The 24,931-nt window shown below is 72.8% G+C and carries 27 protein-coding genes and 1 pseudogene; 14 read left to right on the top strand and 14 right to left on the bottom strand.

Going from position 1 to position 24,931, the window contains the following annotated elements:
• Positions 1 to 202: 202 nt before the first annotated feature.
• Positions 203 to 391 (bottom strand): DUF6381 family protein, encoded by a 189-nt coding sequence (locus JHAT_RS06920; protein ID WP_077797127.1) that lies wholly within the window; start codon positions 389 to 391, stop codon positions 203 to 205.
• A 483-nt stretch (positions 392 to 874) separates the two neighbouring features.
• On the opposite strand from JHAT_RS06920, the gene JHAT_RS06915 reads away from it, so the two are divergent.
• The 5 genes from JHAT_RS06915 (at position 875) to JHAT_RS06895 (ending at position 2,953) form a co-directional block, all read left to right on the top strand.
• Positions 875 to 1,147, top strand: a complete 273-nt coding sequence (locus JHAT_RS06915; protein WP_077797150.1) for a DUF4190 domain-containing protein — start codon at positions 875 to 877, stop codon at positions 1,145 to 1,147.
• A 150-nt stretch (positions 1,148 to 1,297) separates the two neighbouring features.
• Complete coding sequence (locus JHAT_RS06910) at positions 1,298 to 1,720, top strand: DUF6003 family protein (RefSeq protein WP_077797126.1); 423 nt, start codon at positions 1,298 to 1,300, stop codon at positions 1,718 to 1,720.
• 44 nt (positions 1,721 to 1,764) lie between these two features.
• Entirely contained in the window at positions 1,765 to 2,097 is a 333-nt protein-coding gene (locus JHAT_RS06905; protein ID WP_077797125.1) for an ATP-binding protein, read from the top strand.
• A gap of 37 nt (positions 2,098 to 2,134) precedes the next feature.
• Positions 2,135 to 2,374, top strand: a complete 240-nt coding sequence (locus JHAT_RS06900) for a hypothetical protein (RefSeq protein ID WP_216353425.1) — start codon at positions 2,135 to 2,137, stop codon at positions 2,372 to 2,374.
• Positions 2,375 to 2,416: 42 nt separating this feature from the next.
• Positions 2,417 to 2,953, top strand: a complete 537-nt coding sequence (locus tag JHAT_RS06895; RefSeq protein WP_077797124.1) for a hypothetical protein — start codon at positions 2,417 to 2,419, stop codon at positions 2,951 to 2,953.
• A 122-nt stretch (positions 2,954 to 3,075) separates the two neighbouring features.
• Here the strand turns inward: JHAT_RS06895 and JHAT_RS06890 are convergent, their stop codons facing one another.
• Entirely contained in the window at positions 3,076 to 4,101 is a 1,026-nt protein-coding gene (locus JHAT_RS06890) for a Gfo/Idh/MocA family oxidoreductase (RefSeq protein WP_077797123.1), read from the bottom strand.
• Between the two features lie 167 nt (positions 4,102 to 4,268).
• On the opposite strand from JHAT_RS06890, the gene JHAT_RS06885 reads away from it, so the two are divergent.
• Positions 4,269 to 5,012, top strand: coding sequence for a GntR family transcriptional regulator (locus JHAT_RS06885; RefSeq protein ID WP_077797122.1), 744 nt, complete (start codon positions 4,269 to 4,271; stop codon positions 5,010 to 5,012).
• A 376-nt stretch (positions 5,013 to 5,388) separates the two neighbouring features.
• On the opposite strand, the gene JHAT_RS06880 is transcribed toward JHAT_RS06885, so the two are convergent.
• Positions 5,389 to 5,592 (bottom strand): cold-shock protein, encoded by a 204-nt coding sequence (locus JHAT_RS06880; protein ID WP_077797121.1) that lies wholly within the window; start codon positions 5,590 to 5,592, stop codon positions 5,389 to 5,391.
• 139 nt (positions 5,593 to 5,731) lie between these two features.
• Positions 5,732 to 6,724, bottom strand: a complete 993-nt coding sequence (rfbB, locus tag JHAT_RS06875; protein ID WP_077797120.1) for a dTDP-glucose 4,6-dehydratase — start codon at positions 6,722 to 6,724, stop codon at positions 5,732 to 5,734.
• 472 nt (positions 6,725 to 7,196) lie between these two features.
• Between rfbB and JHAT_RS06870 the strand changes: the two genes are divergently transcribed.
• The 4 genes from JHAT_RS06870 to JHAT_RS06855 all read left to right on the top strand — a co-directional run bounded on the left by JHAT_RS06870 (position 7,197) and on the right by JHAT_RS06855 (position 11,947).
• Positions 7,197 to 8,576 carry a GAF domain-containing SpoIIE family protein phosphatase gene (locus JHAT_RS06870; RefSeq protein ID WP_077797119.1) on the top strand — a complete coding sequence of 460 codons (1,380 nt, stop codon included), beginning with the start codon at positions 7,197 to 7,199 and terminating at the stop codon, positions 8,574 to 8,576.
• 164 nt (positions 8,577 to 8,740) lie between these two features.
• The gene (locus JHAT_RS06865; protein ID WP_077797149.1) at positions 8,741 to 9,709 is read left to right on the top strand and encodes a Ku protein; all 969 of its coding nucleotides are present in this window, start codon (positions 8,741 to 8,743) and stop codon (positions 9,707 to 9,709) included.
• Positions 9,710 to 9,826: 117 nt separating this feature from the next.
• Positions 9,827 to 10,648 carry an SDR family oxidoreductase gene (locus tag JHAT_RS06860; protein WP_077797118.1) on the top strand — a complete coding sequence of 274 codons (822 nt, stop codon included), beginning with the start codon at positions 9,827 to 9,829 and terminating at the stop codon, positions 10,646 to 10,648.
• A gap of 69 nt (positions 10,649 to 10,717) precedes the next feature.
• Positions 10,718 to 11,947, top strand: coding sequence for a cytochrome P450 (locus JHAT_RS06855; protein ID WP_077797117.1), 1,230 nt, complete (start codon positions 10,718 to 10,720; stop codon positions 11,945 to 11,947).
• Positions 11,948 to 12,146: 199 nt separating this feature from the next.
• Here JHAT_RS06855 and JHAT_RS06850 read toward each other — a convergent pair whose 3' ends face one another.
• The 3 genes from JHAT_RS06850 to JHAT_RS06840 form a co-directional block, all read right to left on the bottom strand.
• Positions 12,147 to 12,479: a plasmid stabilization protein gene (locus tag JHAT_RS06850; RefSeq protein WP_077797116.1), complete on the bottom strand. Its 333-nt coding sequence runs from the start codon at positions 12,477 to 12,479 to the stop codon at positions 12,147 to 12,149.
• Positions 12,480 to 12,662: 183 nt separating this feature from the next.
• On the bottom strand, positions 12,663 to 13,319 hold the full coding sequence (locus JHAT_RS06845; RefSeq protein ID WP_077797115.1) for a CatB-related O-acetyltransferase: 657 nt from the start codon (positions 13,317 to 13,319) through the stop codon (positions 12,663 to 12,665).
• A gap of 95 nt (positions 13,320 to 13,414) precedes the next feature.
• Complete coding sequence (locus tag JHAT_RS06840) at positions 13,415 to 13,813, bottom strand: VOC family protein (RefSeq protein ID WP_077797114.1); 399 nt, start codon at positions 13,811 to 13,813, stop codon at positions 13,415 to 13,417.
• 212 nt (positions 13,814 to 14,025) lie between these two features.
• Here JHAT_RS06840 and JHAT_RS06835 point away from each other — a divergent pair, with 212 nt between their 5' ends.
• On the top strand, positions 14,026 to 14,679 hold the full coding sequence (locus JHAT_RS06835) for a TetR/AcrR family transcriptional regulator (protein WP_077797113.1): 654 nt from the start codon (positions 14,026 to 14,028) through the stop codon (positions 14,677 to 14,679).
• A gap of 284 nt (positions 14,680 to 14,963) precedes the next feature.
• Positions 14,964 to 15,542, top strand: coding sequence for a TetR/AcrR family transcriptional regulator (locus JHAT_RS06830; RefSeq protein WP_077797112.1), 579 nt, complete (start codon positions 14,964 to 14,966; stop codon positions 15,540 to 15,542).
• Positions 15,543 to 15,744: 202 nt separating this feature from the next.
• On the opposite strand, the gene JHAT_RS06825 is transcribed toward JHAT_RS06830, so the two are convergent.
• The 3 genes from JHAT_RS06825 to JHAT_RS06815 form a co-directional block, all read right to left on the bottom strand.
• Positions 15,745 to 17,508 (bottom strand): thiamine pyrophosphate-dependent enzyme, encoded by a 1,764-nt coding sequence (locus JHAT_RS06825; protein ID WP_077797111.1) that lies wholly within the window; start codon positions 17,506 to 17,508, stop codon positions 15,745 to 15,747.
• A gap of 14 nt (positions 17,509 to 17,522) precedes the next feature.
• Positions 17,523 to 19,106, bottom strand: a complete 1,584-nt coding sequence (locus tag JHAT_RS06820) for an FMN-binding glutamate synthase family protein (protein WP_077797110.1) — start codon at positions 19,104 to 19,106, stop codon at positions 17,523 to 17,525.
• Positions 19,107 to 19,252: 146 nt separating this feature from the next.
• Positions 19,253 to 19,849, bottom strand: a complete 597-nt coding sequence (locus JHAT_RS06815) for a TetR/AcrR family transcriptional regulator (RefSeq protein ID WP_077797109.1) — start codon at positions 19,847 to 19,849, stop codon at positions 19,253 to 19,255.
• A 63-nt stretch (positions 19,850 to 19,912) separates the two neighbouring features.
• Between JHAT_RS06815 and JHAT_RS06810 the strand changes: the two genes are divergently transcribed.
• A complete protein-coding gene (locus JHAT_RS06810; RefSeq protein WP_171990779.1) occupies positions 19,913 to 20,791 on the top strand; it encodes an SDR family oxidoreductase in 879 nt (292 codons plus the stop codon).
• 102 nt (positions 20,792 to 20,893) lie between these two features.
• Here the strand turns inward: JHAT_RS06810 and JHAT_RS06805 are convergent.
• Both JHAT_RS06805 and JHAT_RS06800 read right to left on the bottom strand, forming a co-directional pair.
• Positions 20,894 to 21,400: pseudogene (locus JHAT_RS06805) on the bottom strand (oxidoreductase); the annotation flags it as partial.
• Positions 21,401 to 21,470: 70 nt separating this feature from the next.
• The gene (locus tag JHAT_RS06800) at positions 21,471 to 22,199 is read right to left on the bottom strand and encodes a TetR/AcrR family transcriptional regulator (protein WP_077797107.1); all 729 of its coding nucleotides are present in this window, start codon (positions 22,197 to 22,199) and stop codon (positions 21,471 to 21,473) included.
• 90 nt (positions 22,200 to 22,289) lie between these two features.
• Here JHAT_RS06800 and JHAT_RS06795 point away from each other — a divergent pair, with 90 nt between their 5' ends.
• The gene (locus tag JHAT_RS06795) at positions 22,290 to 23,150 is read left to right on the top strand and encodes an SDR family oxidoreductase (RefSeq protein ID WP_077797106.1); all 861 of its coding nucleotides are present in this window, start codon (positions 22,290 to 22,292) and stop codon (positions 23,148 to 23,150) included.
• Positions 23,151 to 23,286: 136 nt separating this feature from the next.
• Here JHAT_RS06795 and gvpJ read toward each other — a convergent pair whose 3' ends face one another.
• Together gvpJ and ppk2 are read right to left on the bottom strand one after the other, a co-directional pair.
• A complete protein-coding gene (gene gvpJ, locus JHAT_RS06790; protein ID WP_077797105.1) occupies positions 23,287 to 23,649 on the bottom strand; it encodes a gas vesicle protein GvpJ in 363 nt (120 codons plus the stop codon).
• Between the two features lie 201 nt (positions 23,650 to 23,850).
• On the bottom strand, positions 23,851 to 24,798 hold the full coding sequence (ppk2, locus tag JHAT_RS06785) for a polyphosphate kinase 2 (protein WP_107481850.1): 948 nt from the start codon (positions 24,796 to 24,798) through the stop codon (positions 23,851 to 23,853).
• Positions 24,799 to 24,931 lie beyond the last annotated feature (133 nt).

The raw sequence follows: 24,931 nt of genomic DNA, 5'->3' as shown, positions 1-24,931 counted from the left end.
GACCTCCAGGGACCGCGCCTGCTCGCCCCTCCGGCGGAGAGGCGCCCCCACCCTGCCCGAGGGGACGCCCGGATCCTGGTCGACGCGCTGCCCGCCGCCCCGCGCGGTCCGGAACGTACGCCCGGCGGCCCGGGCGGCGGCGACGCCGTCGGCGACCGGCCCCGTGGCCGGGGCGGGGACCGCCTCACCCCGGCCGGTCCCTCTACTCCGAGGGATAGATGTCCCCGCTGCGCATGCCGCTCTCCTGCTCGCACCGGGACCGCAGCGAGCGCGCCTTCTCCTGAAGACGGGCCCGCTGCTGCGGATCGTCGGTCCGCTCCGCGGCGTCGGCCAGGTTCTCGGCCTTCTCCCGCATCTGCCGCAGCCGCTCGCGTGTTTCGTCTGAGCTCATGGTCGATCACCTCGCGAATGGGAAACGCCGGGGCGGGCGGCCGGGACCGGCACGGTGCAGGAGCCCGCGACGCCCCGGTCACTGTGCGCGGGGCCGAGGAGCCGACCGTGCACGGTCACCCGTCGGCCACCCGCGCCGAGCGGCGGGTGCGCGACCCCCGGGCGCTCGCCCTGTCTCCAGGGTGCGCCGGTGACGTCGTACCCGCAGCCCGGGTGCGCCGTGCGTCCGCAGCAGGTCCACGCGCATGCCGCCGCCTCCGGCGTGAGGCCCTCCGAGGACCTGCTGACCGCGGTCGACCGGGCCCCCGGTTGCACACCGGTCACCGGACCGGCCCTCGCCCCCGCCACCCGCCACCGGCCCGGCAACTCCCCGTCGCGCGGCAGCACTTGGCCGACCGTCGCAGGCATGTCCCGGCCGGGACGGGCAACCAGGAAGGAACCGGAAGGGCGAAAGACGCCCACCACGACCATCTGGGAGATGACGATGTCGTCCTACAGCCGAGCGGGTGCGCACAAGACGAGCGGGACGAGCGGACTGGCGATCGCGGGACTGGTCTGCGGCATCGTCGGCCTGTTCATCCTGCCGATCGTCCTGGGTCCGCTGGCCATCGTCTTCGGCGCCGTGGCGCTGCACCGGACCGGCTCCACGATGGCGAAGTGGGACATCGGCCTCGGAGTGGCCGACATCGTCCTCATGATCGTGATGCTCGCCGTCGCGGCCGGCAACGGCGGCAGCTTCACCTGGAACATCGGCTGACCCACGGCCCTCCACCCACGCCCGCCGGACCGGGCCCACCGGGACGGGGGCCGGGGCGGTCCGCCGCGGGACGTCACCGCGGTGAGGCCGTCCGCAGCGGGTAGAGGGAAGCCTGCGGAGCCGACCGTCCACCCTTGTGAGGAACCACGCATGACCGACGACGCCTACCTCGTCCTGCTGAACGACCCGGCCTCGATGCTCGGGACGCCCCCCGCGGCCCTCGGGGACCTGGCCTGTATGCAGACCCCCGCCGTGCGCGCCTGGCTCGACGCGCAGGGCGTCACCGCCTCTTCCCCCGCGCTGCGCCTGCTGCCGCCGGAGGAGACGCGGGCCATCCCCGAGGACGTCGAGCGGCTGCCCGTTCCCCTCGGGGAGGAGGAGCTGAGCCGTCTGCGCCACCGTGCGGCACCGGAGGACGTCGCACGGCTGGAGGAGGAGCTGCTGGCCTACCGTTCCTGTACGGACGGCCGCGAAGCACTGCTCACCCGCGCGCTGGCGGCCGGTGTGCCGGCGCACCGCATCGCGGAACTGACCGGCGAGGACCCGGCCGCCGTCGAGGCCGTCGCCCGCTGACACCGCCACCGGCCCCGGCGGCCGGCGCCGTCCGTGCCCGGTGCATGCGGCAACTGGAGAACTGGGAACTCGACGACACGGGTTTCACCACGGAACTCATCCTCAGCGAACTGATCACGAACGCCGTCCGGTACGGCGCGCCGCCCGTCACCGTTCGGCTCCTCCGGCGCCATGTCCTGATCTGCGAGGTGCGCGACGCGAGCAGCACCGCACCGCGCGTGGTCCAGGCGGCCGAGTTCGACGAGGGCGGACGCGGCCTGTTCCTCGTCGCCCAGCTCGCCGATCGGTGGGGCGTGCGCTACACGAGACACGGCAAAGTCATCTGGACCGAACAGTCACTCACCCGGGACCACGACCCCGCTGACCACGGTCGGTAGCCTCGCGGAACGACCGCGACCTTCGACGAAGCCGTCCGTGCCCGGTGGCGAGCCCCCGCCGGCCTTCGACACGTCGGCGGGCCGGGTGGAGCAGGAGAACCCGCGCCGCGCTCCCCGCGCGTACCTGTCGCACGCCGATGCCGCCGGTCCCTTCGACCGGGTGCAGGTCAGCGGCGTGGCGTCCCGCTTCGTCGAGGGCGAGGAGGAACACGACCGGTGGGTGGCGGCGAGCGCCCCGGCCCGCGTGGCGCCGTGCCCCGTGACGACGCGCACGTGAGCATGTGGTGACCCCGTCCTCCTCCCGCACCGAGGCGATGCGATGCCCGACCACGCCGACAACGTCCGTCCCGAGGACACCGCGCCGAGGGGAGCCCTGCGGCCCCGGCAGGCGGAGCGCTGGCTGTTCAGAGGGATCTACGGCCTGGTGCTGGCCAGCGCCCTGGTGGCCGCGCTGGACGTGCCGGGCGAGGCGCCCGATCCCGGCCAGGACGCGCTGTGGGTGCTGCTCACCGCGCTGGCGTCGGGTGCCGCCCACGGGTACGCGCACGTCATCGCCCGGCGCGCGTCCGCCGAGGGGCCGGCCGAGCACGGCAGGGCGCGGGCGGTGCTCGCCGAGTGGCCGTTGCCCGCCACCGTGCTGCCCACCGTGCTGCTCCTGCTCGGCGCGGTCGCGGGGTGGTGGACGGAGGACACGGCGGTCGACGTGGCCCTGCTGTTCAACACCGTCGCCCTGCTCGGCCTGGGAGTCTCCGCGGCCCGCACCGCCGGGCTCGGCTGGCTGTCCTCCCTCCGGGCGGGGGTCGTGGACATGTTGATCGGGCTCATGGTCATCGCCGCGGACGTACTGATCGAGTAGCGCGGCCGTCTCCGTCACGTTCCCGTGCACGACCGCACGACGATGTGCTCCGCGTCGTACGACGGGCCCGCGGCGCCGGCCCGCAGGTGAGCGGCCCGGTCCGCGGTCCCCGTCCGTGCCGCTCAGGCCCGCCGTTCGCCGAGCGCACGGGGACGCGTGGGCGCGGGGACCGGAACGGGGCGGCCCTCGGCCCGCGAGCGGGCGGCGGCCTCGGCGACGGCGAGGGCGGCGCGGGCGTCCTCGCCGGTGCACGGGCTGGGGCGGACGCCCGCCACGACTTCGGTGAACGCGGTGAGCTCGGCGCGGTAGGCGTCCCGGAAACGCTCCATGAAGCCCGGGTACGGGGTGCCGGCCGGCCACGTCGTCCCCTCGGCCGAGGTCAGGGGCGCCTGCTCGGTCAGGCCGGCGACGAGGGTGCCCCGGGAACCGCAGACCTCCAGGCGCACGTCGTAACCGGCGCCGTTGTAGCGGGTGGTGGTGCAGGTGGCCAGGGTGCCGTCGTCCAGGGTGAGCACGGAGACGCCGGTGTCGGCGTCTCCGGCGGCGGCGAAGAACTCCGCGCCGCGGTTGGCGCCCGTGGCGTAGACCTCGGTGACCTCACGGCCGGTCACCCAGCGGACGATGTCGTAGTCGTGCACGGAGCAGTCGCGGAAGATCCCGCCCGAACCGGGGAGGTAGCCGGGGTGCGGGGGAGCCGGGTCCGACGTGCAGGCCCGCAGGGTGTGCGTCCAGCCGAGCCGGCCGGCCGAGACGGCCTCGCGCACCGCCTGGTAGCCGGCGTCGAAACGGCGCTGGAAGCCGATCTGCAGGGGGACGTCGGAGCCCTCCAGCGCGGACAGCACCCGGTCGGTCTCCTCCAGGGTGCCGGCGACCGGTTTCTCGCAGAAGGCGGGCAGTCCCGCGCGGTGGGCGGCGAGGATCAGTTCCGCGTGGGAATCGGTGGGCGCCGCGATGACGATCCCGTCCGGTCCGGCGCCGAACAGCGCGTCGAGGCCGTCGGCGAACTCCGCCCCGATGCGGTCCGCCACGGTGCGGGCGGAGCGTTCGTCGGGGTCGTGGAGGACCAGGCCGGTGACGGCCGGCAGAGCGGCCAGGGTCGAGGCGTGGAACGCGCCGATACGGCCCGTGCCGATGAGTCCGATGCGCATGTGCGGAACCTTTCGTGCGGGCGTGGAAAGGAGCCGGTGCGGCCCAGGTGCTTTCTATCCCCCGGAGAGCAGTGGAGCAAGGCTTTGTTCAGACATAAAGACGTACAGAGCTTAAGGGGAAGTGGGGCATACTGACGGGCGACGAAAGCAGTGCGCAGGAGGATGACGTGGAACCGCTCACGAAGAAGATCACGATCGACCGGAGCAGCCCGGTCCCCCTGTACTTCCAGTTCGCCCAGCAGCTGCAGAGCCTCATCGAGGCGGGTGAGCTGCCGCCCGGCACCAGGCTGAGCAACGAGATCACCATGGCCGACGAGTTCGGGCTGTCCCGCCCGACGATGCGTCAGGCCATGCAGCACCTCGTCAACAAGGGGCTGCTGGCCCGCAAGCGGGGCGTGGGCACCCAGGTCGTCACCAACCGCATACGGCGACAGGTGGAGCTCACCAGCCTCTACGAGGACCTGGAACGCGACGGCCGCCACCCGTCCACACAGGTGCTGTCCATCGAGACCGTCCCGGCCGAGGGGGAGGCCGCCGCGGCGCTCCGTCTGGAGGAGGGGCAGCCGGTGCTGTCCGTCGAGCGGCTGCGTCTCGCCGACGGCCGGCCGATCGCACTCCTGCGCAACCACCTGCCGGAGGGCCTGGTCGAGCTGACCCTCGAGGCGCTGGCCGAGGGGGGCCTGTACCAGCTGCTGCGCCGGTCCGGCGTCGCCCTGAGCACCGCCGAGCAGACCATCGGTGCCCGGGGGGCGACGGCCGCGGAGGCCGCGCTGCTCGACGAGTCCCGCGGTGCCACCCTGCTCACGATGACCCGCACCGCCTTCGACGGCTCGGGAAGGCCGGTCGAGTACGGGTCGCACGTCTACCGGGCCTCCCGCTACTCGTTCGAGATGACCGTCGCCGCGCACTGACGTGCGGGCGTGCCGTCGTGCCACGCCGGGCGGCCCCCGACCGACGTGCCCGGCTGCGGCGGGCGTACAGGGGGAAGCACGCAGAGGTGCCGCCGGAGCACCGTGCCCCCGCACGGCGGGGGACACCCCGGCCGTGCGGGGGCGGCACGGGAGCCGGCCGGAGCGCTCGTCGCACGTGCGTGCCGGGCAGGTCCGCCGTGGGGAGGGGACCGGTGACGGTACGCGGGGCCGGGCCGGTGGCGGCGGGGCCGTGGACCTCGGTGTGCCCGACGCCGGCCGCCTGACGCGGGGCGAGGACGTCGACGCGGGCCTGGCCGCGCGGAAGGAGCGACCGGGCCGGCCGGTGACCGCCCGGGACCCGGCTTCCCCGGGAGCCTCAGGCCGGGCTGACGTTCTCCGCCTGCGGGCCCCTGTCCCCCTGGGTGACGTCGAAGCTCACTTTCTGGCCCTCGCTGAGCTCCCGGTAACCGCCGCCGGTGATGGCCGAGTAGTGGACGAACACGTCCGGCCCGCCGCCGTCCTGTTCGATGAAACCGTAGCCCTTTTCCGCGTTGAACCACTTCACTGTGCCGGTGGCCATGACCTGTCTCCTTCTGCGGGGAACGAACGCCGGGCAGCAGCGGTCTGCCACGCCGGGAGGTCGATCATCGTCGTCGGCTCGGGAACGGGGAAGCCGAAACGCTGGTCGTCGCCCGACCTCACCCCCCTGCCTGCCACGTTCACAGGGCGGCGCGTGCCTGCAGGGGCTCCCACCAGGAGCGGTGGTCGCGGTACCAGGCGAACGTCTCCGCGAGGCCCCGGACGAAGTCCTTGCACGGGCGGTAGCCCAGTTCGGCGGTGATCTTGGTGGAGTCGACGCAGTAGCGCAGGTCGTGTCCGGGCCGGTCGCGCACGTGCTCCACGCTGTCCCAGCCGGCTCCGGCCAGGTCCAGCAGCAGTGCGGTGAGTTCCTTGTTGGTCAGTTCGGTGCCGCCGCCGATGTTGTACACCTCGCCGGGCCGGCCCGAGACGCGCACGAGTTCGAGGCCCTGTACGTGGTCGTCGACGTGCAGCCAGTCCCGCACGTTCAGGCCCTGCCCGTACAGCGGTACCTTGCGGCCGTCGAGCAGGTGGGTGACGAACAGCGGGATGATCTTCTCCGGGAACTGGTGGGGGCCGTAGTTGTTGGAGCAGCGGGTGACGCGCACGTCCAGGCCGAAGGTGCGGTGGTAGGACAGGGCGATCAGGTCGGAGGAGGCCTTCGACGCGGCGTAGGGGGAGGTGGGCCGCACCGGGGCGCTCTCCGGCCAGGAGCCTTCCGCCAGGGAGCCGTACACCTCGTCGGTGGACACGTGCAGGAACCGCGCGCCGCCCCCGGGCCGGCGCAACGCCGCCTCCAGCAGGGTCTGGGTGCCCAGCACGTTGGCGGTGACGAACTCGGCCGCGCCCAGCAGGGAGCGGTCGACGTGGGACTCCGCGGCGAAGTGCACGATCTGGTCGTGTTCGGCCACCAGCGCGGTGACCAGGTCCCGGTCGCAGATGTCGCCCCGCACGAACCGGAATCCGGCGTGGCCGCGGACCGGGTCGAGGTTGGCGGGGTTGCCCGCGTAGGTGAGCTTGTCGAGCACGGTGACGCTCACGTCACCGGGCCCGCCGGCGCCGAGCAGCGTGCGGACGTAGTGCGAACCGATGAAACCCGCGCCGCCGGTGACGAGAATGCGTGTGAGGGCCATGACGAGATCTGTACCTTGCTGTGGTCGCCGGGAGGGAGCTGGTGCACGGCGGGTGCCCGCGGCGCGGGCGTCGCCTCCCCACCGCGTCCGGTGGCCGGCCCTTCCGCGCGGCGGGTTCCGCGCACGGATGGATTGTCCCTGACGGCGGACGCGCCCGCGCCGGCGGTGACGCGGCGGTCGTCCGGGACGGCGTGACCGGGCCGGCACCGGGGGAGCAGGCCGGACCCGGTCCCGCACACCGTCCCCGCCGAGCGGCCCCGCCGGAGCTGGACGCTCTTTCCCCCCCCACGGCGGCGCGGTGTTACGCCGACCGGCTGCCTGTGGGCGGCACACGCCCGGCTGTCGGGTGAGGGTGGCGGGAGCCGGTCCGAGCGGCGGATCCGGCTTGCGGTGTGCCCCGCGCGTGGACGCGGCCGGCAGGGGACGGGCACGCGGGGCATCCTGAGCGGACGGCGAACGTGAGGCAGGCGCGATGGCGGCGGACCGGCAGAGGCCGACGGACGACGACCCGGTCGACGAAGGCCCGGCCGAGCCCTACACCTCGCTGCTCGACCTGCCCCTCAGTTCCGACCTGAACCGGATCGGCGAGCAACTGCACGCCCTGGCCCGCGCGCAGAGCACCTTGCAGGAACTGCTCCAGGCGGTGGTGAACATCACCGGCGAGCTGGAGCTGCCCATGGTGCTGCGCCGCATCGTCCGCACGGCGATGGACCTGGTGGGCGCCCGCTACGGTGCCATGGGAGTGCTCGACCAGGAGGGCAGACTCCTGGAGGAGTTCATCCCCCTGGGGCTCACCGCCAAGGAGCTGGCCGGCCTGGAAGGGGTGGAGCTGCCGAGAGGGCGGGGCCTGCTGGGGCATCTGATCCACCACCCCGAGCCGTTGCGGGTCAAGGACATCTCGCGCCATCCGGAGTCGGCGGGCTTCCCGCCCGGACACCCGCCCATGCACACCCTGCTCGGCGTCGCCATCAGCGTCCGGGGACGGGTGTACGGGAACCTCTATCTCTCCGAACGCAAGGACGGGCAGCCCTTCGACCGGCACGACGAAGGCGTGATCCGCGCGCTCGCCGGTACGGCCGGGGTGGCGATCGAGAACGCCCGCCTGTACCAGCAGGTCCGCAACAGCGGCGAACAGTTCCAGCGACTGCTGCTGCCCCGCCTGCCCGACCTGCGGCCCTTCGCCGCCGGCGCGGCCTACCGCCCGGCGAGCGCCCCGGCCGCCGTGGGCGGCGACTGGTACGACGCCATGCTGCTGCCCGACGGGGCGTGCGCGGCGGTGATCGGCGACGTCGTGGGGCACGATCTGCGGGCCGCGGCCGACATGTCCCAGATCCGCAACATGCTGCGGGCCCTGTACTTCGACAGGAGCGCCCCGCCCAGCGCCTCCCTCGCACGGCTCGACCGCATCATGAGCGCCGCCCTGGACGAGGCGCCCGTCGCCACGGCCCTGCTGGCCCGGCTGGAGCCCGCCGACGGTGCCTGGCAGCTGCGCTGGTCCAGCGCCGGACACCCGCCGCCGCTCCTGCTGCTGCCCGACGGGCGGGTCCGCTACCTGGACACCGAGCCCGGGATCCCCCTCGGAGTGGACCCCGACCTGCCGCGCCCGGACCACTGCCAGGCGGTCCCGGTGGACAGCACGGTCGTCCTCTTCACCGACGGTCTCGTGGAGGTCCCCGGTCAGCCGCTGGACCGGGGACTGGACACCCTGGCCGTCACCGCCTCCCGCCTGGCCGGCCTGGCACCGGACGAACTGTGCCGGGCACTGGTCGCCCACCGTCCGGGCGAAGGTCACGACGACAAGGCCGTCCTCGCCCTGCGCACCCCGCCGCTGACGGGCTACGCCTGCTCCTGACCCGGCCACCGCGCTCGCCGTCCCCTCGACGCACCGCCTCTTCGCCCGCACGCCGGCGGACCGGGCGCCCGGCCGGGCTCCGGAGGCGGTGGCCGGAATCCCGGCAAGAGGAAAGACGCAAAATGGGACAAAATGGCGTCATCGGCCGGCAGGCGACCGGAAAGGTGCTGCACGTGAGGTCCATCTGGAACGGCGTGATCTCGTTCGGCCTGGTCAGGGTCCCGGTCAAGCTCGTGAACGCCACCGAGAGCCACGCGATCCCCTTCCGCGAGATCCACACGGAGGACGGCGGCCGGATCCGCCACCGCAAGTTCTGCGAGCTCGAGGACCGCGAGGTCACCGCCCAGGAGATCAGCAGGGGGTACGAGGAGGCGGACGGCACGATCATCCCCATCACCGACGAGGACCTGTCCCACCTGCCGATCCCCACCGCCAGGACCATCGGGATCGTCACCTTCGTCCCCGAGGACAGCATCGACCCCCTCCAGATGGGCGCCGCGTACTACCTGGCGGCGGGCAGGGCGCCGGCGGCCAGGCCGTACGCGCTCCTGCGGGAGGCGCTGAGGCGCAGCGACAAGGTGGCCGTCGCGAAGTTCGCGCTGCGGGGCCGCGAGCGTCTGGGCATGCTCCGCGTGATCGGCGACACGATCGTCCTGCACGGCCTGCTCTGGCCGGACGAGGTCCGCGCCCCCGAGGGACTCGCCCCCGGTACGGACGTCGCCGTCCCCGACCGGGAGCTGGACCTCGCCGACGCCCTGGTGGACGCCCTCGGCGGAGCCGGTCTGGAGGACCTGCGCGACGAGTACCGCGAGGCGGTGGAGGAGGTCGTCGCCGCCAAGATCTCCGGCGAGGCCCTGCCCGAGGCGCCCGAGCCGGAGCACGGCGGCCGGATCCTGGACCTGACGACGGCCCTGGAGATGAGCCTGCGGGAGGCCCGCGAGTCCCGCGCCGCCCCCGGAAAGACCGGTGGCGGGACGTCGGCGAAGAAGACGCCGGAGGGAAGGGCACCGGCGGGGAAGCCGTCCGCGAAGGCCGGGCAGGACGCGAGGAAGACGACGAAGACGCCGGCGAAGAAGGCTCCCGCGAAGAAGACCCCGGCGAAGAAGACGGCCTCCCGCAGACGCCCCGCCTGAGCCCCGTACGGCTCTCGTCCGAGCCGGGGGAGGCGCCCCGTGCAACCCGACCGTGCGACGGATCCGCGCGTTCTCCCCGGGGGGCTTGGCGCCGGGCGTGACGGTTACTCGCACGCCATGGATGACACACGGCCACTCGCTCTGATCACCGGCGCGTCCAGCGGAATCGGCCACGAGCTGGCCCGGCGGTTCGCGCTGCACGGTTACGACCTGGTGGTGAACGCCGAGGACGAACGGCTGGAGACCGCCGCGCGGGACCTGCGGGAGTCGGGCGCGGAGGTCCGCGCGGTGCGCGCCGACCTCCGGACCGCGGAAGGCCGGTACCGGCTGCTGGACGCGCTCGACGGACTGACGGTCGACGTGGCCGTCCTCAACGCGGGGGTGGGCCGGGGCGGGGCCTTCGTCGACACCGAGCTCGCCGACGATCAGGAGGTCATCGACCTCAACGTCACGGCGACCGTGCGGCTGGCCAAGCCGCTGCTGCGGGCCATGGTGACGCGCGGTGCGGGCCGCCTCGCCTTCACCTCCTCCGTCGCCGCGACGATGCCCGGTTCCTTCCAGCCCGTCTACAACGCGTCCAAATCGTTCGTGCAGTCCTTCGCCCAGGCGCTGGCCGAGGAGGTGAAGGACACCGGCGTGACGGTCACCGCGTTCATGCCGGGGCCGACGGACACGGACTTCTTCGACCGGGCGGGCATGGCGGACGACACCCGGATGGGCACCATGGAGAAGGACGACCCCGCACAAGTGGCCGAGCAGGCGTTCGAGGCGATCGTGAGGGGCGAGAAGAAGGTCGTGACCGGATCGCTGAAGACCAAGGCGCAGGAGTGGGCGGCGAAGGTGCTGCCCGACGGGGTCAAGGCGGCGGCCCACCGGCGGATGACGGAGCCGGGGACCGGGGCCGGAACCGAGGAGGGGGACTCCGGGCGGCGGGAGTGACGCGGTGACGGCCCTGCGGCCGCCGCATCGTGCCGGTGTCGCGGCCGCCGTCGTGGGCACTTCAGGGGAATGAGTCCCCGACGACTGGTTCCCGAGTCCCTGGCCCTGCTGACCGAGGGCTACGCCTGGCTGCCCGACCTGATGCGTGCCGAGGGCGACACCGCGCTGGACCTCCGCGTCCTCGGTCGGCCGGCACTCGCCGTGCGGGGCCCGGACGCGGTCCGTTTCTTCTACGACGAGGAGCACGTCCGGCGGCACGGGGCGCTCCCCGGGCCGGTCCTGAGCACGCTCTTCGGCCACGGCGCGGTCCACACCCTCGACGGTGACGCGCACCGGCAGCGCAAGTCGTTCTTCCTGCCCCTGCTGGAGACCGATGCGGTGACGAGCGCGGCCGAGCACATCGTCGCCGCATGGGACGAGGCCGTACCGCATTGGCGGGCGCGGCCGGACGTGGTGCTCTTCGACGCCGTCGGCCGCGTGATCGTGCGCGGGGTCTGCCGATGGGCCGGCGTCCCGCTCACGGAGGACGAGGAGAAACCGCTGGCGCGGGACCTGCTGGCCATGGTGGAGGGCTTCACCACGGCGGGTCCCCGGCACTGGCGGGCCAGGCGGGCCCGCACCCGCCAGGAGCAGCGGTTCGCCGGCCTCGTCACCTCGGTGAGGACCGGGCGGGTCCAAGCCGCGGCGGATTCCGTGCTGGACCGCGTCTGCCGCCACCGCGACGCTTCCGGCGCCGAGCTGACACCTCGGATCGCGGCGGTGGAGCTGCTGAACGTCCTCCGCCCCGCCACGGCGCTGAGCTGGTTCGTGGCCTTCGCCGCACACGCCCTGCACCGTTGGCCCGAACACAAGGAGCGGCTCCGGTCGGACGAGAGGGGGTTCGCCACGGCGTTCGCCCACGAGGTCCGCCGTTTCTACCCCTTCGCCCCCTTCCTGGGTGGCCGGGCCGTCACCGACCTGACCTGGCAGGGCCGCCACGTCCCGGCCGGCGGCCTCGTTCTGCTGGACGTCTACGGCCAGAACCACGACGAACGCCTGTGGAAGGACCCGTACGCCTTCCGCCCCGAGAGGTTCCTCGATCACCCGCCCGGCAGGGACGAACTGATCCCCCAGGGCGGGGCCGACCCCCGCACCGGGCACCGCTGCCCCGGAGAGGCCATGACCGTGGGCATTCTGGAGACGCTCTCCCGGCACCTGGCCGACCTGCGGTACGACGTTCCGCCCCAGGACCTGACCATCCCCCTGGACCGCATCCCCACCCGGCCCCGCAGCGGAATGATCATCCGACTGCTCGCGTAGCACGGGACACGGCCCCGCCCGCGGCGGTGGCCGCCGTCGGCGGGGTACGGCTGTGCCGCGTCACCACGCCGTCGGGCGGGCCGGCGACCGGTCGGCGAGCCGTGCGCGTCCTTCACCCGGCGGGAGCCACTGCCGGCCGGAGGAGCCGAGGAAGGACGCGCACGGTTCGCATGCGCCGCCGGGGTGCCGCCGGAGGCGGTCAGTGGCCCAGGGCCCTGGCGAGCTGGTCCTTGTTCATGGTGGACCGGCCCTCGATGCCCTTCTTCTTCGCTTCGTCGTAGAGCTGGTCCCGGGTCGGGCCCTTGCCGCCGCTGTGGGAGCCGCCGGACCTCTCCCCGCCTCGCTGGGACGGCGACTTGCCCTTCGTCGAGCTGCTGCTCGAGGACCTCGCCTCGCCGGACCGGGCGCGTTCCTTGTTCACCGTCCTGGCGGCCATTTCCTTGGCCCGCCCCTCGGACGCGCCTCGCTCCTCGGCGCTGTGCTTGATGTGCTCGTACTGGCGTTCCCGCTTCGAGCTGGACCCTGCGGGCATGGTCGTTCTCCTTCCGGTGTCGGCACGGAGCGTTCCGGGCGCACCCGTCGGCTCGATGAGTCGCATGCGGGTTTCCCCCGGCGCGGAGGTGAAACGGCCGTGGGGGCGCCGAACGGGCTCTCCTGGGCCGCCTGCGGCGCGCCGCCCGGGCCGACGGCGATCACGTACGGTCCGCCGCCCGTGTCACGGGGTCCTCCCCAGGCCGTGCCGGGCGGCGACGCGTGCGACATCGGCCGGGGTGCCGGCCATGATCGTGCGGGCGTGCTCGGTGACCAGGTCGGCGGGCCAGTCCCACCAGGCGGCGCGCAGGAGCCGGTCGACGTCGGCCTCGTCGAACCGTCGGCGGATCGGCCGGGCCGGGTTGCCGCCGACGATGGTGTACGGCGGTACGTCCGCGGTGACCACCGCGCCGGCGGCGATGATGGCGCCGTCGCCGATCCGTACTCCGGGCATGACGGTGGCCTGGTGGCCGAACCACACGTCGTTGCCGACGACCGTGTCGCCGCGGCTGGGCATGGCGGTGACGATGTCCAGCGTCTGTTCGGCCCACCGGCCGCCGAACATGGTGAACGGGTACGTGGACGCCCCCATCGTCGGATGCTCGGCACCGGCCATCAGGAACCTGGTTCCCGAGGCGATCGCGCAGTACCTGCCGATGATCAGGCGCTCCGGTCCGTAGGCGTAGAGGACGTTGCGGCGCTCGAAGTCCGTGGCGCCGTCCGGATCGTCGTAGTAGGTGTACTCGCCCACGGCGATCTTCGGCGAGGTGATCAGCGGTTTCAGGAACACCACGCGGTCGTGGGCGGGCAGCGGGTGAACGGTGGACGGATCAGGTGACAAGGCGAGGTCCTTTGCCGGGTCAGGGGATGTCGCGCACGGTCCGGGCCGTGCATCGCGGGACAGGGCCGGGATGCGGCCCGGGACGGTGGGGGCCGTCAGGTGTGCTCGGGGCCGGACGGGGTGACCCACTCGACGAACTGGACGATCACGCCGTTGGGGTCGGTGACCTGGAAGAGACGCTCGCCCCAGGGCTCCTCGCGCAGCGGCATGGTGATCTCGACGCCCTCGGCACGCAGCCGCTTCTCCTCGTTCTCGATGCCGGTACCGGTGAGGGCGAGGATCAGACCGGAAGCGTGCTGGTCGCGCTGGTCGGCAGGCAGCACCTCGGTGCCGCGGGCGAGCAGGACGATGTCCATCGCGGCGTCGCCGCGCGACAGGGAGGCGAACGCGTCGGCGGCGGCCTGTTCGACGTAGCCGAGATGGGCGGTGAAGAACCGCCGGGACGCGGCGACGTCGTCGACGGTGAGCGAGACGGTGGACGCGGTGATCTGCACGTGATTCTCCTCGGCGGTTCTTCGGCGGTTGCGGACCCGCGGAAGGTCCCGCCGGGCCGGTCTCCTCACGGGCGCGAGCCGGAGGACGACGGGGCTGGGTTCGGGCACGGCACGTCCTCCTTCGTCCCGTGGAAAACTTACGACGGGCGTAAATTTAGACTCGGCCGCCTAAGGGTGTCAATATAAAAATGCTACGAGGGTAAGATTGCTCCATGACTACTGACGCCCTCTCGTCCGCACCCCCTGCCGGCCTGCGGGAATCCAAGAAGCAGGAGACCCGGCAGCTCATCTCCGACGTCGCCACCGGTCTGTTCCTCGCCCAGGGCTTCGAACGGACCACCATCGCCGAGATCGCCGCCGCCGCGCGGGTGGCGAAGAAGACGGTGACCAACTACTTCCCGCGCAAGGAGGACCTGGCCCTGGACCACCAGGACGCCTTCACCGCCTCCCTGGCCACCACGGTGGCCGGCCGCCGGTCCGGCGAATCGGCCCTGGCGGCCCTGCGCCGCGCCTTCGCCCGCGCGGCCGCGGACACCGACCCGGTCGCCGGGTTCTCCGGCCCCGACTTCGCCCGCATGATCGCCGACAGCCCCACCCTCTCCGCCCGGCTGCGTGACCTGCACGACCTGCGGGAGGCCGCTCTGGCCGACGCCTTGGCCGATGCCACCGGCGTCCCCCGCGGCGACATCACTCCCCGCGCCGTCGCCGCCCTGCTCGGCGCCGTGCACCGCACCCTGTTCCAGCGCATCCAGGAACTCACCCTCGCCGGCCAGGACAACGCCCGGATCACCGCCACTGTCACCGCGGAGGCGGACAGTGCCTTCGGCCTGTTGGAGCCTTCGCTCGCCGACTACGCCACGGCATGAGCCGGGCGTCGCGAGAGCGACCCACCGGAACGGCGTCACGGCACCGGGCGTCCGGCCCCGTGGGTGCGGCCGGGCCGGTCACTGTCACCGGGGGCGCGTCGAGGACCGGGTCGATGACGAAGGCGACGGAGAGCCCACCCCTGCCGTCAGGCCGACGACCGCGGTGGCGAAGACCTCGAGTGCGGCACGTACGACCACCCCCTCCTGGCACCTGGCGTCGCCGGCCGATGAGGCGACGCTGGGCCTATTGCCGCTCGATTGTCTAGCGGCGCTAGAATCGGTGCATGTCGGTACAGGAACGCAAGGAGCGCGAACGGGCGGTCCGCGAACGCCTCATCGTGGCGACGGCCCGCGAACTCGCCGAGCAGCAGGGCTGGGACGCGGTCACCACCCGCCGGCTCGCCGAGCGCATCGAGTACAGCCAGCCCGTCCTCTACAGTCACTTCCGCGGCAAGCGCGAGATCATCGGCGCCGTCGCCCTCGAGGGCGCCGCCGAGATGGCCGCGGCGCTGCGGGCCGCGACCTCCTCCGCCGACGGCCCGCGCGCCCGGGTCACCGCCCTCGCCCGCGCCTACCTCGACTTCGCCGCACGCAACCCGGCGGTCTACGACGCCATGTTCCGGCTCGACGGCGGCCTGGCGTTCGCGCGGGAGGACACCCCGGAGCCGCTGAAGGACGCCTTCGCCGCCCTGCTGGAAAGCCTCACCGAGGTCGCGGGCGACGGCGTCCACCCGGGGCTGTTCACCGAGGTGTTCTGGGCGTCCCTGCACGGCCTGGCGACCCTGACCCTCGCGGGCCGCCTGCCGCCCGAGTACGCCGAGCCGAGGGTGGAGCTGCTGGTGGACCGGCTCGCCATGGTCTGACACGCCGTCCCACGGGGACGCGGCCGGGACCCCCCGGGACCCGCCGCTGCCTGCCTGCGCAGTGCTCCCGGCCGCTCGCGTCCACACGGCGCAACGGGAGCCTCGACGCGGGCCGTCTCCCCGTGCCGGGCGGAGGGCGGTGCCGACGCGGCGGTGACAGGCGTCGGCCCGGACGACGACGCGCACGCCTGCGAGGTGCCGGTCAGTTTCCGCCCGGCTCCCCGTGGCTGCGTACGACCTCCTTCACCTTGGCCAGCGCGAAACCCCAGCCCTGCTCGACCGTCGGCTCGGCCGGAACGGCGATCTCGTCGGGATTGGTGAGGACGTCGAGCAGCACCGGTCCCGGGGTGCGGAAGGCGCGTTCCACCGCACCCTGCACGTCGGCGGGGTCCGTCACGCGGATGCCGGTGATGCCCATGGCCTCGGCCACGGCGGCGAAGTCGGGATTGTCGAGCACCGTGCCGAACTCGGGCAGGCCGGCCTGCTCCTGCTCGAGTTTCACCATGCCGAGCCGGCGGTTGTCGAAGAGGACCAGCTTGACGGGGAGTCGGTACGTCTTCAGCGTCATGAGGTCACCGAGGAGCATGCTCAGCCCGCCGTCACCGCAGAAGGCGACGACCTGTCGCTCGCGGTCCAGGAACTGGGCCCCCAGGGCCTGGGGCATGGCGTTGGCCATCGACCCCAGGTTGTAGGAGCCGATGAGGCGTCGCCCGCCCCGCATCTCGACGAAGCGCGACAGCCACACCGTGGCCATGCCCGTGTCGGAGGTGAAGACGGCGTCGTCGGCCGCCAGGCGGTCCACGGCCGCGGCCAGGGTCTCCGGCCGGATGTCGTGGGCGCGGTTGTCGAGCGCGGAGCGGATGCGGCCCACGACGCCCTTGTCGTGCGACGGGTCGGCGAGCCGGGCCTGGCCGGCCCGCCACCGGTCGAAGCGTTCACGGGCCTTCTCCAGGTGCGAGCGGTCACGGGCGTCCCCGGTCCCGGCGGGCGCGGCGGTGAGCCGGTCCAGCAGGTCGCGCACGGTGGCACCGGTATCTCCCACCAGACCCACCTCGACCGGCACGCGGCGTCCGATGTGGACCGCCTCGGTGTCCACCTGGATCACGGTCCGTCCCTCGGGATACCAGTCCCGGTAGGGGAAGTCCGTGCCCAGCATCAGGAGCGTGTCGGCGTCCTGGAGGGCCCGGGCCGCGGCGGGGTTGCCGATCAGGCCCGTCTGGCCGACCTGGAACGGGTTGGCGTCGCCCTCGAAACCGGCCTTGGCCTTCAGGGTGAGCACCATGGGCGCGGCCAGGCGGTCGGCGAGGGCGAGGACGTCCTGCCGGGCACCCCGGGCGCCCTCGCCGACGAGCAGGGTGACGCGCTCGGACCGGTCGAGGAGTTCCGCGGCGCGGGCCACGGCGGACTCGTCGGGACGGCTCAGCGGGGCGTTCAGGGAGAACCGGGCCGGCCGGTCCGCGGTCAGTTCGCGCTCGCCCAGGTCGCCCGGCACGGTGAGGACGGCGACGCCCTTGCGGCCCAGTGCGTGGCGTACGGCCGTCTCCAGCATCTGCGGCAGTTGGTCGGGCGAGGTGACGGTCGCGCGGAAGACGGCCACGTCACTGAAGAGGGCGTCGTTGTCGACCTCCTGGAAGTAGTCGCTGCCGACTTCGGACAGCGGCACCTGGCCGGCGATCGCCAGCACCGGGGCATGGCTCTTGGCCGCGTCGTACAGCCCGTTGAGGAGGTGCACGGAGCCGGGCCCGACGGTGCCCATGCACACGCCGAGGGTGCCGGTGAGCTGCGACTGGGCGCTCGCGGCGAAGGCGGCCGCCTCCTCGTGACGGCATCCCACCCACTCCAGGCCGTCGGTGGTGCGGATGGCGTCCGTCAGGGGATTGAGGGCGTCTCCCACGACGCCGAACACGTGGCGCACGCCGAGCTCGCTCAGCGCGTCCACGATCACTTGGGCAACGGTACGGGCCACGTGAGTCCTCCAGGTCACACGGTGAAACGATCGGGGTCGGCGGCCTTCCAGTCGGCCGCCCAGGAAGCCGGTGGCTCGACGAGCAACTGCCCCGGCCCGAGCCACTCGTACAGCTCCTCGTAGGAGCGTTCGGTGAGGGGGTCGATCCGTCGGCGGAGCATGTGCGGGCGCAGCTCCTCGGGGCCAGTGACACCCATGGACGCCATGATCTGCAGGGCGCTCGCCACGGTCGCCTCCTGGAAGCGCCGGACGCGCGGTGTCTTGTCCCGCACGTCCAGGGCACGGGCTCGGCGGGGGTCCTGCGTCGTGACACCGGTGGGGCAGGTGTTGGTGTGGCACCTCTGCGCCTGGATGCAGCCGACGGCGAACATCATCGCCCGTGCCGCGTTGCCGTAGTCGGCGCCCTGCACCATGCGCTTGACGAGGTCGGTGCCCGTGGCGATCTTGCCGCTCGCACCGATCCTGATCCGGTCGCGCAGTCCCGCCCCCACGAGGGCGTTGTGCACCGTGAGCAGGCCCTCGGTGAGCGGGGCTCCCACATGGTCGGCGAACTCCAGCGGTGCCGCTCCGGTCCCGCCCTCGGCGCCGTCCACCACGATGAAGTCGGGCGTGGTGCCCTCCTCCAGCATGGCCTTGCACACGGCCAGGAACTGCCGGCGCGAGCCCACGCACAGCTTGAACCCGGCCGGCTTGCCACCGGACAGCTCGCGCATGCGCGCGACGAAGCGCACGAGTTCACGAGGGGTGGAGAAGACCCGGTGATACGGCGGCGAGACGACCGTACGCCCCTCTGGCACGCCCCGGACCCGGGCTATCTCGGAGTTCACCTTGGGTCCCGGCAGCACACCGCCGATGCCGGGCTTGGCCCCCTGGGACAGCTTCAGGGACACACACTTGACGTGGTCGTGCGCGGCCTTGTCGGCGAACTCGGCCGCGTCGAAGCCGCCGTCCCGGGTCCGGCAGCCGAAGTACCCGGTTCCGATCTCCCACACGAGGTCGCCCCCCGGACGCAGGTGGTACTCCGACAGCCCGCCCTCGCCGGTGTCGTGGGCGAACCCTCCCGCCGCGGCACCGCCGTTGAGCGCCAGCACCGCGTTGGCCGACAGCGAACCGAAGCTCATCGCCGACACGTTCAGCAGTGCCATGTCGTACGGCCGGGAGCAGTCCGGCCCGCCGATCCGTACGCGCGGCGGGGACTCGGGCACCGGGCACGGCGCCATCGACGGCACCAGGTACTCGTGACCGGGCCGGTACACGTCCCGTTCGGTGCCGAACGGCTCCTCGGCGTCGGTGCCCTTGGCCCGCTCGTAGACGATGCTGCGCACGTCCCGGTCGAAGGGGCGGCCGTCGAAGTTCCGCTCGACGAAGTACTGCTGCAGCTCCGGACGTATGCGCTCCAGGAGGAAGCGGGCATGGCCGAGCACGGGATAGTTGCGCAGCACCGCATGCCGGCGTTGCACCAGGTCCCGCACACCCAGCAGGCCCAGCAGCAGCACCGGCACGGCCGCGAGCGACCACCAGGGGGAGGCCAGGGCCGCGGCCAGGGCCGCCAGTACCCCTGCGACGAGGACGAGAGCGATGATCGCGATGCGTGTCACCCCTAGCTCATTGCCGTGCGATCGCTCTCCAGTCCTGCGGTTGCGTCACAGCCCCGCCGAGCACGGTGAACGGCCCTGCCCGCCCGGCCCACGGGCGAGGCAACGGGCCGGGCCGCGGCGCCTTCTTCGGCCGGGTACGTCGTCCGTCACCGCAGTCGGCCGAATGCCTGGTCGGCATCGGCCACGGCTTCGGGGTGGACGTCGTGGGCGGTGCGACCGTCCGCGATCTTCTGCCAGTTGGTCCGGGCGAGCACCCGTTGGACCGCGAGTACCTGGGCGGCCAGCAGGCGTCCCCCGATGCCCCCGCCGAGGGCGTCCGCCAACGCCTCCTCGTCCTCGAGCTGATACCGCGTGAGCCGTCCCGCCAGGCTCGGTGTGGTGAACACCAGCCGGTGGAACGCCACCACCTCGGGATGATCGCTGAGACCGGTGACGGGGTCGCACCGGTCGAGACCGGCCCGGAAGTGCCGGTGCAGCGCCGTCACCGGCTCGATGCCGGACCTGCGGTCACGTACGACGCGTGCCGCCTCGCCCTGGTGGTCCGCGAACCGGTACAGCACCAGGTCCTCCTTGGTGGGGAAGTACCGGAAGAGGGTCGGCTTGGAGACCTCGGCCGCCGCGGCGATGTCGTTGACCGAGACGCGGTCGAAGCCGCGCTCCAGGAACAGCGAGACGGCCGCGTCTCCGATGGCGTCGCGCGTCCGCTCCTTCTTGCGGGCCCGCAGACCCGTCGACTCGCTCATCCGACCACCGTAACATTCGTAACCGAGTTGCTTTTTTAACCGAGTAACGTTTTTATGGGCGGCATGAATCAGACAGATGTCCTCCCCGTGCTCGTCACCGGGGCGACGGGCCGGGTCGGCCGCGTCGTCGTCGACCGGCTCCTCGACGCGGGCGTGCCGGTCCGCGCCCTCACCCGTCGCCCCGAGACGGCGGCGACACTGCCGGCGGGGGTCGAGGTCTTCACCGGGGACCTCACCGCGCCCGAGACGCTCGACCCGGCTCTGGACGGCGCCGGTGCGGTCTTCCTCGTCTGGACCGCCCCGCCCCGGACCGCCGAGGCGGTCGTCGAGCGGCTGGCGGCCCGCGTGCGACGGGTCGTCTTCCTCTCCTCCCCGCACCGGACGCCGCACCCCCTGTTCCAGCAGCCCAACCCCATGGCGGTGCTGCACGCCGGCATCGAACGGCTCATCGCGGCCACCGGACTCGAGTCGACGATCATCCGGCCGGGGATGCTCGCGTCGAACTCGACGGCCTGGTGGGCCCCCGCGATCCGGGCCGGTGAGGTCGTCCGGTGGCCCTACGGCGCCGCCGGATCGGCACCGGTCGACGACCGTGACGTCGCAGCCGTCGCGGCGCGGACGCTCTGGCAGAGCGGACACGCCGGAGGCGACTACGTCCTCACGGGCCCCGAATCGCTGACCCAGGCCGCGCAGGTGGACGTCATCGGTGATGTCCTGGGGCGTCGGATCGCGTTCGAGGAGATGACGCCGGACGAGTTCCGGAGCCTGTGGAAGGACACGGCGCCCAGCTCGGTCGTCGACATGCTCCTCGCCGCGTGGAGCGCGGCGGTCGGACAGCCCGCGTACATCACCACTGCGGTGGCCGACGTCCTCGGGACGGCGCCGCGGACGTTTCGCCAGTGGGTCGCCGACCACGCCACCGCGTTCACGGAGAGGTCGTGACCTCGGCGACCGCGACCTGCGCCCCGGCCGCAGCCCCCGGTCCGCCGTCGCCCCGGCGCGGGCGGGATGTGCCGCGGGCGCGTGAGGCTCGGGCGTACGGGTTCATCGCGTGACCGGGGTGGTGCCGGTCGCCGCAACGGACAGTTCCCACAGCCGTGCTGCCGCGTCGGGGGCGAGGGCGCAGGCGCGGACGCCTCCGTCGTCCATGGGCGCGGCGGGGGAGGAGACGCGCGCGACGTCACAGTCCTCGAGGTAGAGCCCGCCGCGGCCGTCGAGGAGCGGGGAAGTGGCGGCCCACAGCCCGGTGGCGGCGCCCTGGGAGGGTGTCTTGAAGCCGGCGCCGATCACGTTGCCGTGCTCGTCCACCCACCCGCGTTCGATCTGTTCCTGACGGGTCATCTCTCGCTGGAGGCCGGTGATGATCCTGCCCGGGTGGAGGGCGAACGTCCGGACGCCGTCGTTGCGCCCGAGGGCGTCGAACTGTACGGCGAACAGGACGTTGGCGGTCTTGGCCTGACCGTAGGCCGGCCACTTGTCGTAACCGGTGCGGAAGTGCGGGTCGTGCCGGCGGATGTCGGTCAAGGTGTGCCCGGCGGAGCTGTTGACGACGGTCTCATGGGGCCGGTCGAGCCGCGTCCGAGGCCGGGGGATCCGGTGCGCGTCCGGAACCGACGCGCGATCAGGCGTGCGGCGCGCCGCCGTGCGCCGCCAGGCGCGTGAGCCACTCGCGCAGCAGACGCTGCTCGGCGTCGCTCAGGACATCGGCGTCGTCGGTGAGGGCGGCGCGCAGCGCGCGGGCCGCCGCGGCGGGACCGGACTCCGCGGCGGGGAGCGCCGGCTCGGCGCGCGTGACGGCCGCGACCATGGACTCGCGCAGGACGGTCAACAGGGCCGGATCACGGCGGTCCGCGGGGGTGGAGTGCCAGGTGGTGACCGCGCCCTGGCCTGTCGCCCGGATGATCTGGGCGGCCAGCTCCTCGTCGACCCGCAGCCACCCCCCGGCCGCCAGCCGACGCACCCGCCCGTGCAGGATCTCCAGACCCGCGCGGTGCGCCGCGTCCGGTCCCCGGCCGGTGGCCCGGTTCATCACCGCGAACAACTCGGGGCGGGAGATCCCGAATTCGACCACCACGTCCCAGGCGCGGCGCAGTTCCTCCACCGGGTCCTGCGGGGCGGGGTCGAGCTGCGCGCGCTTTCTCTCCAGGAACTGCGCGTAGCCGTGCTCGGCGACGGCTTCGAGGAGTCCCTCCTTGTCGCCGAAGAGGCGGTAGATCGCCGGCGGCTGCATTCCGGCCGCGGCGGCGACCGCGCGGGTGCTCACCGCGTCGGGGCCGCCGCTCTCCAGCAGCTCGACGGCTGCCTCGACGATGCGGTGCCGAGGGCTGTCGGTTGAGTCGCGTGTAGCCATGAACCAATGGTACCGGTGATCTGTTTCCATTGGAAATTCCAGTGTTACCCTCAAAGTGATTCCAACGGAAACAGTGTCGGGAGAACCCCCATGATCATCGTCACCGGAGCCACCGGGAAGCTCGGCCGCCGCACCGTCGAGCGCCTCCTGGAGCGCGTCCCCGCCGACCGCGTCGGCGTCAGTGTCCGCGACCCCCACAAGGCCCAGGACCTCGCCGACCGCGGCGTCCGCGTCCGGCAGGGCAGCTTCGACGAGCCCGCCTCGCTCGTGCACGCCTTCGAGGGGGCCGAGCGACTGCTCCTCGTCTCCCTCGACCGCACGGGCCAGGAGTGCGTCAGCGGCCATCGCACCGCCATCGACGCCGCCGTGAAGGTCGGCGTCCGCCGCATCCTCTACACCAGCCAGGCGGGCGCCGCCCACGACTCCCGCTTCCAGGCATGCCGCGACCACGCCCGGACCGAGGACCTGCTGCGCGCCACCGGCCTGCCCTGGACCGCGCTGCGCAACGGCTTCTACGCCGCCAGCGCCCTGCAGTTCCTGGAGTCCGCCCGCCACACCGGCGACATCGCCCTCCCCGCCGACGGTCCCGTCGCCTGGACCGGCCATGACGACCTCGCCGAGGCCACCGCGTCGATCCTCGCCGAGGAGGCCCGCTTCGAGGGGCCCACTCCGCCGCTCACCGGCCTGGAGGCGCTCGACTTCGACACCGTCGCCGAGATCGCGTCCCAGGTCACCGGACGGTCCTTCACCCGCACCGTCGTCCCCGACGACGCCTTTCGCGAGCAGGCCCTGGCACACGGCGCGCCGACCCCGATCGCCGACCTCATGCTGAGCATCTTCGCGGCAGCACGGAACGGCGAGTTCACCGACGTCGACCCGACGCTGGCCGAGCTGATCGGGCGAAAGCCCCTCACCTTCCGCACCCAGTTGGAGCGTGCCTGGGCCGAATAGATCCGGTGGGGCGCGCGGACCGCCCCCGTCGCCCGGGGACGTCGATCACCGGATCGGCGGCCCCGGGCACGGCCCCAGGCTCCGCACCGTCCCGGAGGTCTCCCCACCGCAGCCCCGCGTACCGCGGGTTCCTCCGTCACCTGCGGCGCTCGCTGCGAGCCTGCTGGAAGGCGTCGGAGATCGTCTCCGCGGCCCCCGACAGGAGGCCCTTCGTCGCACCCCGGGCCCCCGACTCCTTCATGCGTCCCGGAAGCTCGGCCAGTCCGGCGGGCTTGCGCGGCCCGGCCTCGAGGTCGAGGCGGTTGCAGGCCTCGGCGAAGCGCAGATACGTGTCGACGCTGGCCACCACGATGCGCACGTCGATCTTCAGGATCTCGATGCCGACGAGGGAGACCCGTATGAACGCGTCGATCACCAGCCCCCGGTCGAGGATCAGTTCCAGTACGTCGTAGAGGCCACTGGAGCCTCCTCCGCCGCGCTGCTGTGCCACTACGGTCACCGCGACCAGTCCCTTCCCGGCGTGGTGCGGGCTGCTTCGGCGAACCGGCCGCGGTCCCGGAACGCGGGATGCGGCCACGGTCACGGGCGGCCCACGGCTCTCGACTGCCGGCGGCAGTCTTTCCCTTGGGGATAACCCCCGTTCCTCCCGTCAAACAGACGTCCGTGTCCGGGCGGTGCGCTCACCGCCGGCGGCCCCGGTTCAGTCCTGCCGAGGATGCAGTCCGGGGCCGTCGCCCTGGCCGGTCAGCGGGGTCGGGGACAGGTCCGTCTGCTCCTCACCGGGTTCCAGCAGGGTGTCCGCCGCGCCGACGATCAGCGGATCGGGCTTGCCGACGCTGTCCTCGTCCTTGGCCGGGTAGTCGCACCGGTAGAGAAGGCTCCGCATGGCCTCGAGACGGCCACGCCGCTTGTCGTTGTTCTTCACCACCGTCCACGGCGCGTGCTCGGTGTCCGTGGCGCGGAACATGTCGACCTTGGCGGTCGTGTAGTCGTCCCAGCGGTCCAGCGAGGCCAGGTCGGTCGGTGAGAGCTTCCAGCGGCGTACCGGGTCCACCTGCCGGATGGCGAACCGCGTGCGCTGCTCCGCGCGGGAGACGGAGAACCAGAACTTGACCAGCAGGATGCCGTCCTCGGTCAGCATCTGTTCGAACATCGGAGCCTGCCGGAGGAAGTCCCGGTACTCGGCGTCCGTGCAGAAGTTCATGACGCGTTCGACACCGGCCCGGTTGTACCAGGAGCGGTCGAAGAAGACGATCTCCCCGCGAGCCGGCAGATGGGAGACGTACCGCTGGAAGTACCACTGCCCGGCCTCGCGCTCGGTGGGCTTCTCCAGAGCGACCACCCGGGCACCGCGCGGGTTGAGGCGTTCGGTGAAGCGCTGGATGGTGCCGCCCTTGCCGGCCGCGTCCCGGCCCTCGCACACGACGACGATGCGCTGGCCGGTCTCCTTCACCCAGCGCTGCATCTTCAGCAGCTCGATCTGGAGGACGCGCTTGGTCTGCTCGTACTCGCGCCTGCGCATCTTGCGGTCGTAGGGGTAGTTCTCCCGCCACGTCTCCAGTGGGCTGCCGTCGGCGTTCAGCAGGATCGGCTGTTCCGGACGCTGATCGTCCACGCTCAGCCCCTCCAGCAGTCCCGACTCGGTCACGTCGGCGCCGGAACCGCCGCCTTCCGTCCCTGCCTCGCTGTGGTCCGTCACCTCGAGCCCCCTCTTTCTCGTCTGCTCACAGCCCCAGTGCCCCGCCGAGCGACGGCGAACCGTGTGACCGGACCGACACCGG

Origin of the sequence: Streptomyces sp. JHA26 (genome assembly GCF_002005565.1) — a bacterium.
Taxonomy (GTDB): Bacteria; Actinomycetota; Actinomycetes; order Streptomycetales; family Streptomycetaceae; genus Streptomyces.
Note: the sequence above shows the minus strand (reverse complement) of the source record. Positions and strands in the feature narration are given on the sequence as shown.

Bases quoted from the DNA above. Each gene is read 5' to 3' on its own strand.
- JHAT_RS06850 (WP_077797116.1), bottom strand. From the start codon at position 12,479: ATGCCCGCAGGGTCCAGCTCGAAGCGGGAACGCCAGTACGAGCACATC.
- JHAT_RS06855 (WP_077797117.1), top strand. From the start codon at position 10,718: ATGAGTCCCCGACGACTGGTTCCCGAGTCCCTGGCCCTGCTGACCGAG.
- JHAT_RS06880 (WP_077797121.1), bottom strand. From the start codon at position 5,592: ATGGCCACCGGCACAGTGAAGTGGTTCAACGCGGAAAAGGGCTACGGT.
- JHAT_RS06905 (WP_077797125.1), top strand. From the start codon at position 1,765: ATGCGGCAACTGGAGAACTGGGAACTCGACGACACGGGTTTCACCACG.
- JHAT_RS06920 (WP_077797127.1), bottom strand. From the start codon at position 391: ATGAGCTCAGACGAAACACGCGAGCGGCTGCGGCAGATGCGGGAGAAG.
- JHAT_RS06895 (WP_077797124.1), top strand. From the start codon at position 2,417: ATGCCCGACCACGCCGACAACGTCCGTCCCGAGGACACCGCGCCGAGG.
- JHAT_RS06810 (WP_171990779.1), top strand. From the start codon at position 19,913: ATGAATCAGACAGATGTCCTCCCCGTGCTCGTCACCGGGGCGACGGGC.
- JHAT_RS06910 (WP_077797126.1), top strand. From the start codon at position 1,298: ATGACCGACGACGCCTACCTCGTCCTGCTGAACGACCCGGCCTCGATG.
- JHAT_RS06870 (WP_077797119.1), top strand. From the start codon at position 7,197: ATGGCGGCGGACCGGCAGAGGCCGACGGACGACGACCCGGTCGACGAA.
- JHAT_RS06860 (WP_077797118.1), top strand. From the start codon at position 9,827: ATGGATGACACACGGCCACTCGCTCTGATCACCGGCGCGTCCAGCGGA.
- JHAT_RS06915 (WP_077797150.1), top strand. From the start codon at position 875: ATGTCGTCCTACAGCCGAGCGGGTGCGCACAAGACGAGCGGGACGAGC.
- JHAT_RS06830 (WP_077797112.1), top strand. From the start codon at position 14,964: ATGTCGGTACAGGAACGCAAGGAGCGCGAACGGGCGGTCCGCGAACGC.
- rfbB (WP_077797120.1), bottom strand. From the start codon at position 6,724: ATGGCCCTCACACGCATTCTCGTCACCGGCGGCGCGGGTTTCATCGGT.
- JHAT_RS06835 (WP_077797113.1), top strand. From the start codon at position 14,026: ATGACTACTGACGCCCTCTCGTCCGCACCCCCTGCCGGCCTGCGGGAA.
- JHAT_RS06795 (WP_077797106.1), top strand. From the start codon at position 22,290: ATGATCATCGTCACCGGAGCCACCGGGAAGCTCGGCCGCCGCACCGTC.
- JHAT_RS06815 (WP_077797109.1), bottom strand. From the start codon at position 19,849: ATGAGCGAGTCGACGGGTCTGCGGGCCCGCAAGAAGGAGCGGACGCGC.
- JHAT_RS06890 (WP_077797123.1), bottom strand. From the start codon at position 4,101: ATGCGCATCGGACTCATCGGCACGGGCCGTATCGGCGCGTTCCACGCC.
- JHAT_RS06800 (WP_077797107.1), bottom strand. From the start codon at position 22,199: ATGGCTACACGCGACTCAACCGACAGCCCTCGGCACCGCATCGTCGAG.